This is a genomic window from Pseudomonas sp. IB20, from assembly GCF_009707325.1.
Classification (GTDB): domain Bacteria; phylum Pseudomonadota; class Gammaproteobacteria; order Pseudomonadales; family Pseudomonadaceae; genus Aquipseudomonas.
On sequence record NZ_CP046103.1, the window covers coordinates 393,735 to 406,698 of the forward strand.

10 protein-coding genes are annotated in these 12,964 nt (G+C 61.4%); all 10 read right to left on the reverse strand.

What is annotated here, in order from left to right; all coding sequences use genetic code 11:
• Positions 1-112: 112 nt before the first annotated feature.
• Complete coding sequence (locus tag GJU48_RS01810; RefSeq protein WP_094949306.1) at positions 113-733, reverse strand: TetR/AcrR family transcriptional regulator; 621 nt, start codon at positions 731-733, stop codon at positions 113-115.
• A 27-nt stretch (positions 734-760) separates the two neighbouring features.
• Positions 761-2,443, reverse strand: a complete 1,683-nt coding sequence (phaC, locus tag GJU48_RS01815; protein ID WP_094949305.1) for a class II poly(R)-hydroxyalkanoic acid synthase — start codon at positions 2,441-2,443, stop codon at positions 761-763.
• 88 nt (positions 2,444-2,531) lie between these two features.
• Positions 2,532-3,377, reverse strand: a complete 846-nt coding sequence (phaZ, locus tag GJU48_RS01820) for a poly(3-hydroxyalkanoate) depolymerase (RefSeq protein ID WP_094949304.1) — start codon at positions 3,375-3,377, stop codon at positions 2,532-2,534.
• Positions 3,378-3,530: 153 nt separating this feature from the next.
• A complete protein-coding gene (phaC, locus tag GJU48_RS01825) occupies positions 3,531-5,210 on the reverse strand; it encodes a class II poly(R)-hydroxyalkanoic acid synthase (RefSeq protein ID WP_094949303.1) in 1,680 nt (559 codons plus the stop codon).
• A gap of 249 nt (positions 5,211-5,459) precedes the next feature.
• Positions 5,460-5,837: a gamma-butyrobetaine hydroxylase-like domain-containing protein gene (locus tag GJU48_RS01830; protein WP_094949302.1), complete on the reverse strand. Its 378-nt coding sequence runs from the start codon at positions 5,835-5,837 to the stop codon at positions 5,460-5,462.
• 71 nt (positions 5,838-5,908) lie between these two features.
• Entirely contained in the window at positions 5,909-7,246 is a 1,338-nt protein-coding gene (gene hslU, locus GJU48_RS01835) for an ATP-dependent protease ATPase subunit HslU (RefSeq protein WP_083355661.1), read from the reverse strand.
• A 36-nt stretch (positions 7,247-7,282) separates the two neighbouring features.
• Entirely contained in the window at positions 7,283-7,813 is a 531-nt protein-coding gene (gene hslV / locus GJU48_RS01840; RefSeq protein ID WP_064450299.1) for an ATP-dependent protease subunit HslV, read from the reverse strand.
• 257 nt (positions 7,814-8,070) lie between these two features.
• Positions 8,071-8,772, reverse strand: a complete 702-nt coding sequence (locus tag GJU48_RS01845; RefSeq protein ID WP_094949300.1) for an SPOR domain-containing protein — start codon at positions 8,770-8,772, stop codon at positions 8,071-8,073.
• A 1-nt stretch (position 8,773) separates the two neighbouring features.
• Positions 8,774-10,510 carry an arginine--tRNA ligase gene (argS, locus tag GJU48_RS01850; RefSeq protein WP_094949299.1) on the reverse strand — a complete coding sequence of 579 codons (1,737 nt, stop codon included), beginning with the start codon at positions 10,508-10,510 and terminating at the stop codon, positions 8,774-8,776.
• A 190-nt stretch (positions 10,511-10,700) separates the two neighbouring features.
• A complete protein-coding gene (locus tag GJU48_RS01855; RefSeq protein ID WP_094949298.1) occupies positions 10,701-12,920 on the reverse strand; it encodes a primosomal protein N' in 2,220 nt (739 codons plus the stop codon).
• Positions 12,921-12,964: the final 44 nt, after the last annotated feature.

Genomic DNA, 12,964 nt, shown 5'->3' on the forward strand with positions numbered 1-12,964 from the left:
GCGATCTTATGACCACCGCCGCTCCCACATTTTTAATCCATGTCATCCAGATATTTCAGGGCGAAGGGCGTTTTTTATTGGCGATCTTATGACCACCGCCGCTCCCACATTTTTAATCCATGTCATCCAGATATTTCAGGGCGAACCGCTCGGTCGCCTGCCGTGCCGGCAACAACAAGTGCGGCGCCACCAGCATCATGATCTGGTACACCACCACGCGCACTTCCCCTTCACGGTCGAGAATCCGCTGGTAATCCAGGGAAAACAGCAAGGTCATGGTGATCTGTTCCACCAGTTGCCCCAGCGCCTGGGTATCACTGACCAACTGCCCCGCCGCCTTGAGTCGCGCCAGTAATGAAGCCAGTGTTCGCTTCAGTGCCGTAAGCAAATTGCGAATGCCCTTGGCCAGCTTCGGCAGGCGCCCGGCCAGGTTCGACAAATCCTGAAACAGAAACCGGTAATGGGCCATGCGCTCGACGATCAAGTGCAGGAACAGCCAGTAATCTTCGGCTCTGAGTTGTGCATCCGCCGGCGGGTCGAGCAGCGGTGCCAGTTCATTTTGAAAGCGCTCGAACAGCCCGAGTACCAACGGCTCCTTGCCATGGAAGTGGTAGTAGAGGTTGCCGGGGCTGATCCCCATTTCATTGGCCACCTCCATGGTCGACACGTTCGGCTCGCCCTTGTGGTTGAACAACTGCAGGGCACATTCAAGGATACGGTCGCGAGTCTTCATCCAATCTTCTTAATGGGGTCGTTGAGCTCAGCGCACGCGCACGTAGGTGCCCGGCGCCGCTTCCATGGGTGGGTAATTCTGGTTGCCCAGGGCAGTCAATGTTTCGCGTTGTGCGCCGGAGCGCTGTTGAATCCACTCCAGCCACTGCGGCCACCAGCTGCCTTCGACATGGTTGGCGTCGTAGTACCAGGCGCGCGGGTCGCTGCTTAGCTTGGGGTTTTCGACGTAATTGGCCTTGGGGTTGCCTGGCGGGTTAAGGATGCTCTGCACATGCCCGCTGTTGGACAGCACGAAGCGCCGCTCACCGCCGAGCAATTGCGTGGAGCGGTACACCGCATCCCACGGCGTGATGTGGTCGTTGATCCCGGCCACGCTGAAGCTGTCCACCGTGACCTTCTGCAAATCGATAGGCGTGCCGCACACCTCAAGGCCACCAGGATGGCTCAGCGGGTTGTGCTTGAAGAAGTCCAGCAAGTCGCCATGCAGCGCGGCGGGCAGGCGCGTGTTGTCGTTGTTCCAGTACAGGATGTCGAACGCCGGTGGCTCCTTGCCCAACAGGTAATTGTTGATCCAGTAGTTCCAGATCAGGTCGTTGGGGCGCATCCAGGCAAACACCTTGGCCATGTCGCGACCGTCGAGCACGCCTTGCTGGTAGGAGCGGCGCTTGGCGGCTTCGAGGGTTTGTTCATCGGCGAACAGGGTGGCGGGGCTGTCGATCTGGCTGTCCAGCAAGCTCACCAGATAGCTGGCGCTGGAGATGCGTCGCAGCTGGCGCTTGGCTTGCAGATGGCCTTGCAGTGCGGCGATGGTCAGGCCACCGGCGCAGGCGCCCATCAGGTTGACCTCGCGGGCACCGGTGATCGCCCGGCACACGTTGAGCGCTTCCTCCAGCGCCGCCACATAGGTGGACAGGCCCCATTCGCGGTGGCGCACATCCGGGTTGCGCCAACTGACCATAAAGGTCTGCAGGCCGTTTTTCAGCGCGTACTGCACAAAGCTATTGGCCGGGCTGAGGTCGAAGATGTAGTACTTGTTGATTTGCGGCGGCACGATCAACAGCGGCTTGGCGTACTGTTTTTCGCTCATGGGCTTGTACTGGATCAGCTCCAGCAGCTCGTTGCGAAACACCACCGAGCCGGGCGTGGTCGCCACGGTCTTGCCGACTTCAAACGCATGCTTGCTGACCTGACGGGGCAGGCCGTTGTTGTGCAGTAAATCATCAAACAGGTTGCTCACACCGCGCACCACGCTGTTGCCGCCGGAGTTGAGCAGCTCCTTGATGGCCAGCGGGTTGAGCAGCGTGTTGGAAGGCGACACCGCATCATTGAGCAGCGAGAACGCGAAGTGCGCGCGGGCGCGGTCATCCGCGTTCAGGGCACTGTCGTCGATCCAGTGGCGGGTCTGTTTCTGCCAGCTCAAGTAGGCTTGCAGGCTGCGACGGTACAGCGGGTTGAGTTTCCAGGTGGGGTCGATGAAGCGCGCGTCGTTGGTGTTGGGTTCATGCATCGTTTCGCCCAGCAACACGCGACCCAACTGACCGCCCAGCGCCAGGGCGTGACGCGCGGTGTGCACCGGGTTGCGCAAGCCGTGGGCGGCGACGCTGCGCAGGGTTGCGAGTAAATCCCGACCGCGCAGGCCGGTGATCGCATTTTGCGCATTGATGAACACAGCAGGGGTGGGCGCCGGGTTCGTCACGGGTCTTTCTCGCATGAGCCAACACTCCTTCGTCAGGGCAACAACAGGCACGCCAATTGAGAACCATAGTCGGTTCTGGGCAAGTTGCGCGGCGGTGTAGTCCTTACACCGCCGGTCGCGGATGAATCACCGCCCGCAGGCGCTCCTCTTCGAGAAACTTCATGATGATCGGCGCCACGGCTTCAGCCCGGGTGATCAGGAACAGGTGGCCATCATCGATGATGTGCAGCTGCGCATTCGGAATGCGCCAGGCCAGCATGCGCATATTGATCAACGGGATCAGCGGGTCGTCGTCACCCGCCAGCACCAGGGTCGGTTGGCGGATCTTGTGCAGCCAATGGATGCTGGTCCAGCCAAACCCCGCAAACAGCTGCCAGTAGTAACCGAGCTTGCCGGCCGAGCGCACTTTGCTCGCGTGCTCGGCAGCCAGTTTTGAATCGCGGCGGAACGAGCCGCCATAAATCATTGGCGCGATGCGCACCACGTGGGACGGTTGGATATAGCGCCTTGGGCTTGCCATCAGCCACAGCACCTTAGGCTTGCCCGGCACCATAAAGGCACCGGCTGCGGTGGCGGCCAGGATCAGCTTTTTGCAGCGCTCCGGGTAGTCATAAGCGAACTGTTGCGCCAGCGCGCCGCCCCAGGACACACCCACCGCATTCACCTGGCCATAGTCGAGGTAATCGAGCATGCGCGCGGTGAGTTTGGCCAGGCCGGGAAAGCGATAAGGCCGATTGGGCGTCGACGAACCGCCCACGCCCGGCACATCAAAGGCGATCACTTCGAGGTCCGGGTCCAGCGCCTGGACGAACGGAAACACCAGCTCAAGGTTGGCGCCGATGCCGTTGAAAATCAGCAGCGGCGTCAAGTGAGGCTTGCCCGGGCGTACCGCCGTACGGATGGTCTGGCCATCCAGGTCGATGGTACGGAAGATGAACGGTTGCGGCATGCTCAAGCCCTGTGGAGTGGTGCTATTTATCGGTAGGAACTCGGTCTATGTGGGCGCTGGCTTGCCTGCGATGGCATTCTGTCACTTACCGGCATACCGCTATCGCAGGCAAGCCAGCTCCCACATTGATCTCATTTCAACTACACAATTTGCTTATCGTTCATGCACATAAGTACCCGGCGCCGCCTCAGCTGCGGCATAGGTTTTGTTACCCAAGCTTGTAGGTGCTTTCTTCAATTTACCCGACCGCTCCGCCTGCCAGGCCTGCCAATGCAGCCACCAGGAGTCAGTATGTTTGGTGGCATTCTCCTGCCAATCCAGCGCCTTGCCCGCCAGGCCATCGCTGGTCTGGTAACGCGCCTTGGGGTTGCCCGGCGGGTTGAGGATGCTCTGGATATGCCCACTGCTTGACAACACAAACTCCACTTTGCCGCCAAACAACTGCGCCGACTTGTAGCAAGACTGCCACGGCGTGATGTGGTCGTTGGTGCCGGCCAGGGCGTAGATATCGGCGGTGACCTGCTTGAGGTCGATCGGCGTGCCGCACACTTCCAGGGCGTTGGCGCGTATCAGTGGGTTGTTCTTGAACAGTTCGATCAAGTCGCCATGGAACGCTGCTGGCAGGCGCGTGGTGTCATTGTTCCAGAACAGGATGTCGAACACCGGCGGCTCGTTGCCCAGCAGGTAGTTATTGACCCAGTAGTTCCAGATCAGGTCGTTGGGGCGCATCCAGGCAAACACCTTGGCCATGTCGCGGCCTTCCAGCACGCCAGCCTGGTAGGAATGGCGCTTGGCTGCCTCCAGGGTCTGCTCGTCGACAAACAGCGCTACCTGGGTGTCCAGGGTGGTGTCCAGCACGCTCACCAGCAGGGTCAGGGCGTTGACCTTCTTCTCCCCCAGCGCCGCGTAGTGGCCCAGCAACGCGGTGCAGGTGATACCGCCGGAGCAGGCGCCGAGCATGTTGATGTCTTTGCTGCCGGTAATCGCCGTGACCACATCGACCGCTTCCTTGAGCGCCTCGATATAGGTCGACAGGCCCCACTCGCGCTGGGCCTTGGTCGGGTTGCGCCAGCTGACGATAAACGTCTGCAAACCATTGCGCAGGCAGAAGCGCGCCAGGCTCTTCTCCGGGCTCAGGTCGAATACATAGAATTTGTTGATCTGCGGCGGCACCACCAGCAATGGGCGCTCGTGCACCTGCTCGGTGATCGGCTTGTATTGGATCAGCTCCAGTACGTCGTTGCGAAAGACCACGGCGCCTTCGGTGGTGCCCAGGCTCTTGCCCACTTCAAAGGCGCCCATGTTGACCTGGCTCGGCATGCCGCCGTTGTGCACCATGTCCTTGGCCAGGTGGGACAAGCCATCGAGCAGGCTTTTGCCGCCGGTTTCAAAGAAGCGCTTGACCGCCGCCGGGTTGGCCGCGCTGTTGGTGGGGGCCATGGCTTCGGTCATCAGGTTGATCACAAAGTGGCCGCGGCTGATGTCCTGTTCCGACAGGTTACTGTCGCCAATCCAGTCGTGCAGTTCCTTGCGCCACGCCAAGTAAGTTTGCAGGTAACGTTTGTAGAGCGGGTTCTGGCTCCAGGCGGGGTCGTTGAAGCGACGGTCATCGCCTTCGGGCACCAGCGCGGATTTGCCAAACATCACGTTCTTCAATTCGACGCCAAAGTGGGCCACGTGCTTGACGCTGTGTAACGGTTGCTTGATGGCTTGGGTCAGCACCATCTTCGCCGAGGCTAATAAATCCTTTTTTCGTAACGCGATGATCGGGTTCAGCCCCAGGGTGTTTTCTGAGGCCTGGCGTTTCAAGTCATCGTTATTCTTGTTACTCATCTACGACGCTCCATTGTCCGAAAGACGAGTACCGGCGATTGCTGCGCACCCAATTTCGATACACGACACCAGCCTGGTACTGCGACTCGGGTGACCGTAAATACCGCATCGTCAAATGCAGGGAACTTGCCAGTTCTATTGGTTACCCGAGTTTAATTTTTTTCGCAAGCGGGCCAATCGTTGGCCGCGCGACAGGGCATTCAAGCAGATGAAATTAGAAAATGCCCTCTAAAGAGCAAGACGCCTGAGTTAGAGCATCAGCCGCACGACCGACTCACTCGGGTCGCGGGTTTTTCCGGCCGCTTTAAGTTCAGCAAGATAGTCGGCCCACAGTGCTTCCTGGCGCATGGCCAACTGGTAGAGGTAGTCCCAGGTGAACAGTCCGCTGTCATGCCCGTCGTCAAAGGTCAATTTCAGTGCGTACTGACCGGCCGGTTCTATCTTGATCAGCCGGACATTGAGTTTGCCGAACTGCAGGATGGGTTTGCCGTGGCCCTGGACCTCGGCGGAAGGCGAGTGCACCCGCAGCAGTTCGGCGGGCAACTGGTAAACCTCATCGGGCCCGTAGGTGAGGCCGAGGGTGTTGGAGGTTTTATGCAGGTTTACAGCGGTAGGGAATTGGGTCATTTGGGGGTTCGCTCAGAGATGATCCTCGGCCACACAAGCCTGGCTCCTACACAAACCATTTCCTGTGAGGCTTACAGGATATAACGAGACAGGTCTTCGTTCTGCGCCAATTCGCCCAGGTGGCTATTCACGTAGTCAGCATCGATCTTGATCGCTTCGCCATTCTGCGAACCCGCCATGTCGCCCGCGCTGAAGGAAACTTCCTCCAGCAGACGCTCAAGCAAGGTATGCAGACGACGCGCACCGATGTTCTCGGTCTTCTCGTTAACCTGCCAGGCAATCTCCGCCAAACGCTTGATCCCGTCCGGCAGGAACTCGATACCCAAGCCTTCAGTTTTCAGCAGCTCGCGGTACTGCTCGGTGAGCGACGCATGCGGCTCACTGAGGATGCGCTCGAAGTCGCCCGGGGTCAGCGCCTTGAGTTCCACGCGAATCGGCAGACGGCCTTGCAGCTCCGGCACCAGGTCGCTTGGCTTGCTCAGGTGGAATGCACCGGAGGCGATAAACAGGATGTGGTCGGTCTTGACCATGCCCAGCTTGGTGTTCACGGTACAGCCTTCGATCAGCGGCAGCAGGTCGCGCTGTACGCCTTCGCGGGACACATCAACGCCTCCGGAGTTGCCACGCTTGGCCACTTTGTCGATCTCATCGATAAACACGATGCCATGTTGCTCGACGGCTTCCAGGGCTTTGGCCTTGAGTTCTTCTTCATTCACCAGGCGCCCGGCTTCTTCGTCGCGCACCAGCTTCAGCGCTTCCTTGACCTTGAGCTTGCGGCTTTTCTTCTTGCCCTTGCCCATGTTGGCGAACAGGTTCTGCAGCTGGCTGGTCATTTCTTCCATGCCAGGCGGTGCGGAGATATCGACGCCGGAGACTTCGGCGACTTCGATCTCGATTTCCTTGTCGTCCAGTTGGCCTTCACGCAGGCGCTTGCGGAACAGCTGGCGGGTATTGGAATCGGATGACGGTGCGGCGTCTTCGTTGAAACCCATGCGTGCCGGCGGCAGCAGGGCGTCGAGGATGCGTTCTTCGGCGGCGTCTTCGGCGCGGTGGCTAACCTTGGTCATTTCCTGTTCGCGCAGCAGCTTCAGGGCAGCGTCGGCCAGGTCACGAATGATCGACTCGACGTCGCGGCCCACATAGCCCACTTCGGTGAACTTGGTGGCTTCGACCTTGATGAACGGGGCATTGGCCAGCTTGGCCAAGCGCCGGGCGATTTCGGTTTTACCGACGCCGGTCGGGCCGATCATCAGGATGTTCTTCGGCGTTACTTCAACGCGCAATTCTTCGGGCAGTTGCATCCGGCGCCAGCGGTTACGCAGCGCAATGGCAACGGCGCGCTTGGCATCGTCCTGGCCGATGATATGGCGATTAAGTTCATGGACGATTTCGCGGGGAGTCATGGACATAGTGTTTGCGGCCTCAAGCGGGAATAAGCCTAGGGCTTACTCGGCGAGGTCCTGCTCCTCAATGGTGAAGTTGTGGTTGGTGAACACGCAGATGTCGCCGGCAATGCCCAAGGCAGTCTCGACGATTTCACGGGCCGACAGGTCGGTTTTCTTCAACAGTGCGCTGGCTGCCGCCTGGGCGTAGCCACCGCCGGAACCCATGGCGATCAGGCCATGTTCAGGCTCAACCACGTCGCCGTTACCGGTGATGATCAAGGAAGCGTCTTTGTTGGCAACGGCCAGCATGGCTTCCAGGCGGCTGAGGGTACGGTCGGTGCGCCATTCTTTGGCGAGTTCGACCGCGGCGCGCACGAGGTGGCCCTGGTGTTTTTCCAACTGGCCCTCGAAACGCTCGAAGAGGGTGAAGGCGTCGGCGGTAGCGCCGGCAAAGCCCGCGAGAACCTGGCCGTGGTACAGGCGGCGCACTTTTTTGGCGTTGCCTTTCATCACGGTGTTGCCAAGGGAAACCTGGCCGTCGCCGCCCATGACGACTTTGCCGTGGCGACGTACTGAAACGATGGTGGTCAAGGGGAGAGTCTCCACGCAGCGGGGCGAAAATGCCCTGATGGAATCTCATATGGGGGTGGTGAGGGGGATTTCAACCGTAGGGGGGTGTGGCGGACGAGTGGTGTTTATTGGTCTGACACATTTTTGGGAGCGTCCCAAAACCAACTGTGGGAGCTGGCTTGCCTGCGATGGCGGTGTGTCAGTCACTGAAAATAATGACTGTTACACCGCCATCGCAGGCAAGCCAGCTCCCACATGTATACCGAGTTGGCTATGAATCAGCGGCTCTGGCGTTGTTGTAACAACAGGTTGCTAAACCCGGCGCCGGCCAATTGTTTCTGCGCCACGGTCAGCTGTTCACGGTTGCTGAACGGCCCTACCAGCACGCGATACCAAGTCGAGTCCTTCACCGTGCCGGACTCCACCGTCACCGTCTGGCCCAGCAGAATGATCTGCGCTCGCACCCGATCCGCGTCCGCCTGTTTCGGGAACGAGCCCGCTTGCAGGAAGAACTTGGTCACCGGTGCCGCTTTGGTCTGCGCAACCGGCGGTGGCGGCGGCGGGGTGATCCCGGCCAGCGCCGCTTGAGCGCGTGCGGTGTCGATTTTCGCCGCTTCCGCAGGCGTCACGGGTGTGGTCGGCACTTGCGGCGTCGGCAGGGTTTTCTCCGGCACGGCGTCGGGCGGCACGATCACTTCCGATTCCGGCAGCAGCGTGTAGAAATCGTACTTCGGCTTCACCGGCGCGGTCGGGCTCGGCGCCGTCTTGTTGGCTTCGGCCATTTTCGTGGCTTTCTGCTGCTCTTGCTTGACGCGTTTAACGTCATCGCCCTTGCCCGGCTCCAGCTTCATCAGGATCACGACAAACGCACCGACCGCCAGGCCGATGGCCATCCACAACCAGCCCGGAATCGGCTTTTTCGCCGGGGCTTGATAGCGGCTGGCGCCGCGCTTGGGTGCAGGTTTTTTCTTGGCAGCCAACTTACATACGCTCCAGGGTTTCCAGGCCTAACAATTCCAGGCCTTGCTTGAGGGTCCGTCCAGCCAGTGCGGCGAGGCGCAGGCGACTTTGCTTCTGGGCTTCGTCGTCGGCGGTGAGGATCGGGCAGTGCTCGTAGAAGCTGGAGAACAGGCCGGCGACTTCATACAAATAGGTGCAGAGGACATGCGGCGTGCCTTTCTCACCGACGCTGTTCAACACTTCTGCGAATTGCGCCAGTTTGGCCGCCAATTCCTGTTCGTGAGGAGCATCGAGCACGATCTGGCCTTCAACTTCGCTGAAGTCCTTGCCCAGCTTGCGGAACACGCCGGCCACGCGGGTGTAGGCGTACAGCAGGTACGGCGCGGTGTTGCCTTCGAAGTTGAGCATCAGTTCGAAGTTGAAGCTGTAGTCGCTGGTGCGGTGCTTGGACAGGTCGGCGTATTTCACCGCGCCAATACCCACCACGCGGGCGATGTTGCGCAACTCGGCTTCGGCCAGCTCCGGGTTCTTTTCCTTCACCAGGTTGTAGGCACGCTCCTGGGCTTCGTTCAGCAGGTCGATCAGCTTCACGGTGCCGCCATCGCGGGTCTTGAACGGGCGGCCGTCGGCGCCGTTCATGGTGCCGAAGCCCATGTGTTCCATGTGCATCGGGTGGGTGACGAAACCTGCGCGGCGTGCCACTTCAAACACCTGCTGGAAGTGCAGGGCCTGGCGCTGGTCGACGAAATACAGCGCGCGGTCGGCTTTCAGCACGCCGCTGCGGTAGCGCACGGCCGCCAGGTCGGTGGTGGCGTAGAGGTAGCCGCCATCGGCCTTGACGATGATGACCGGCAGCGGCTCGCCGTCGGCGGTCTTGAATTCTTCGAGGAACACGCACTGCGCGCCGTTACTCTCCACCAGCAGGCCCTTGGCCTTGAGGTCGTTTACCACGTTGATCAGGTCGTCGTTGTAGGCACTTTCGCCCATCACGTCGGCCATGGTCAGCTTCACGTTGAGCAGCTCGTAGATTTCCTGGCAGTGCGACAACGAGATCTCGCGGAAGCGGCCCCACAGCGCCAGGCATTCCTTGTCGCCGGCTTGCAGCTTGACCACCAGGCCACGGGCGCGGTCGGCGAACTCTTCGGACTCGTCAAAACGCTTTTTGGCGGCGCGGTAGAAGTTTTCCAGGTCGGCCAGCTCGTTGCTGGTGATCGGGTTTTCCTGCAGGTAGGCCATCAGCATGCCGAACTGGGTGCCCCAGTCGCCCACGTGGTTCTGACGGATTACGGTGTCACCGAGGAACTCCAGCACCCGCGCCACGCCGTCGCCAATGATGGTCGAACGCAAGTGGCCCACGTGCATCTCTTTAGCCAGGTTGGGGGCCGACAGGTCAATCGCCACGCGCTCCAGCGGGCCGGCCTTGCGCACGCCGATCTTGGCGTCGGCCAGGGCGGCGTCCAGGCGCGAAGCCAGGGCCTGGGTGTTCTGGAAGAAGTTGATGAAGCCTGGGCCGGCGATCTCAGCCTTGGTGACGCTCTCGTCAGCCGGCAGTGCGGCGATGATTTTTTCCGCCAGGTCGCGCGGCTTCATGCCCGCAGGCTTGGCCAGCATCATCGCGATGTTGCTGGCGAAGTCGCCGTGGGTCTTATCGCGGGTGTTTTCCACCTGGATCGCCGGCGTCAGGCCTTCAGGCAACACACCTTCGTTGACGAGTTGGGTGAGGGCTTGCTGGATCAACTGGCGAATGGTGTCTTTCATGGTGTTCTCTTTCGACCGCAAGCGGCGGCGCGCGATGCGCAGGTGGAAAAACTGGGCATTATCCGTGGCGAGGGCGGGCTTGCCAACCGTTCAGACCAGATGGCGGACCTGCGGGCCTCATCGCGGGCAAGCCCGCTCCCACATTTAAGGGTATTCACATTTCAAAATGTGGGCGCTGGCGTGCCTGCTATCAATACAGGTCTACCGGGTCCACATCCAACGACCATCGCACTTGCCGGCCGCTGGGCATTTGCTCCAGGGCAAGTAACCAGCTACTTAATAGCCGATGCAGTGGTGCGCGGGACGTTGCCTGCAAGAGTAGCTGGGCGCGATAACGCCCGGCGCGGCGTTCCATAGGCGCGGGCACCGGGCCGAGCAATTCGATGCCGGTCAGACCCAGTTCGCCAAGCAAACGTTCGGCGGCGCTGCACGCCTCATCCAGAAAACTTTCTGCCTGCCCCGGTTTGTGGGCTTCGGCGCGCAGCAAGGCCAAATGGGAAAAGGGCGGCAGGCCGGCGGCGCGGCGTTCGCTCAAGGCCTGTTCGGCGAAGGCAAAGTAGCCTTGTTCGGTCAGCTGGATCAACAGCGGATGGTCGGCCAGGTGCGTCTGGATAATCACTCGGCCCGGCTCTTCGGCCCGCCCGGCCCGGCCCGCGACCTGCACGATCAACTGCGCCATGCGTTCGCTGGCGCGGAAGTCGCCGGAGAACAGGCCGCCGTCGGCATCCAGGATCGACACCAGCGTCACCCGTGGAAAGTGGTGCCCTTTGGCAAGCATCTGCGTGCCGATCAGGATGCACGGCTGGCCTTTCTGGATGGTCGCGAACAGCTGGTTCATTGCGTCTTTGCGCGACGTGCTGTCGCGATCGACTCGCAGTACCGGGTAGTCCGGGAACAAAATCCCCAGGCGCTCTTCAGCACGCTCGGTGCCGGCGCCCACTGGGCGCAAGTCCACCTTGCCGCATTGCGGGCAGTGGCGTGGCACCCGTTCCACATGGCCGCAGTGATGGCAGCGCAACTCGCCGTGGCGCTGGTGCACGGTCATGCGCGCATCGCAGCGCTCGCACTCGGACATCCAGCCGCAGTCATGGCACAGCAGCGTCGGCGCAAAGCCCCGGCGGTTGAGAAACACCAGCACTTGCTGGCCGGCGGCGAGGGTCTGGCCGATGGCTTGTTGCATTGGCCCGGAAATGCCGCTGTCCAGCGGGCGGCTTTTGACGTCCAGGCGCAGGAAACGCGGTTGTTTGGCGCCACCTGCGCGCTCATTCAGGCGTAGGAGCCCGTAACGGCCGGTGTAGGCGTTGTGCAGGCTTTCCAGGGAAGGCGTGGCCGAGCCCAGCACAATCGGGATGTCTTCCTGGCGTGCGCGTACCAGCGCCAGGTCGCGGGCGTGGTAGCGCAGGCCTTCCTGCTGTTTATAGGAGCCGTCGTGCTCCTCGTCGATGATGATCAGCCCGGGGTTTTTCATTGGCGTGAACAGCGCCGAACGGGTGCCGATAATAATGTCGGCCTCACCGTCCCGCGCCGCCAGCCAGGACTCCAGGCGTTCGCGGTCGTTGACCGCCGAATGCACCAGGGCGATGCGCGCATTGAAGCGCTGCTCGAAACGCGCCAGGGTTTGCGGGCCCAAGTTAATCTCGGGGATCAGCACCAGTGCCTGTTTGCCGGCCTTCAGGGTTTCGCGGATGAGCTGCAAATAGACTTCGGTCTTGCCGCTGCCGGTCACGCCGGCCAGCAGGAACGCATGGAAGCTGCCTGCGCCTGCGCGGATGGCTTCATAAGCAGCCCGTTGCTCGGGGTTCAGCGGCAGTTCGGGTTGGGCCAGCCAGTGTTCGTGGCGCGGGTCCGGCGCGTGCTTGCGGATTTCCACCTGCACCAGGCCCTTGGCCAGCAGCAGGTCGAGGCTGTCCTTGCTCAGCATCAGCTTGCTTAATAGCTGATGCGCCACGCCGTGGGGGTGCTGCGCCAGCGTGGCCAGGGCTTCACGCTGGCGCGGCGCGCGGGCGATGCGCGGGTCGTCCAGGCGGGCGCCGGGCACCATCGACCAGAAGCGTTCTTGGCGTGCTTCGGCCAACTCGCCCTGGCGCAGCAGCACCGGCAGCGCCCAGCTCAGCGTGTCACCCAGGCTGTGCTGGTAATACTGGGCAGTCCACAGGCACAGCTTGAACAAGGCCGGGGGCAGTGGCGCAGTGGCGTCGAGGATAGCGATGGCGGGCTTGAGCTTTTCTGCGGGCACTTCGCTGTGGTCGGCGACTTCCACCAGGATGCCGATCATTTCCCGCCGCCCGAACGGCACGCGCACACGCATGCCCGGCTGCAACTGCGCGCGCAGCACGCCGGCCGGGGCGCGGTAGTCGAACAGGCGGCGCAGAGGCGAGGGCAGGGCTAGGCGCAAAATGGCGTCGGGCACGCGGGGGGTCTCTTATAAAGGCAGGCGGTGGCGCAGGGGCGCGA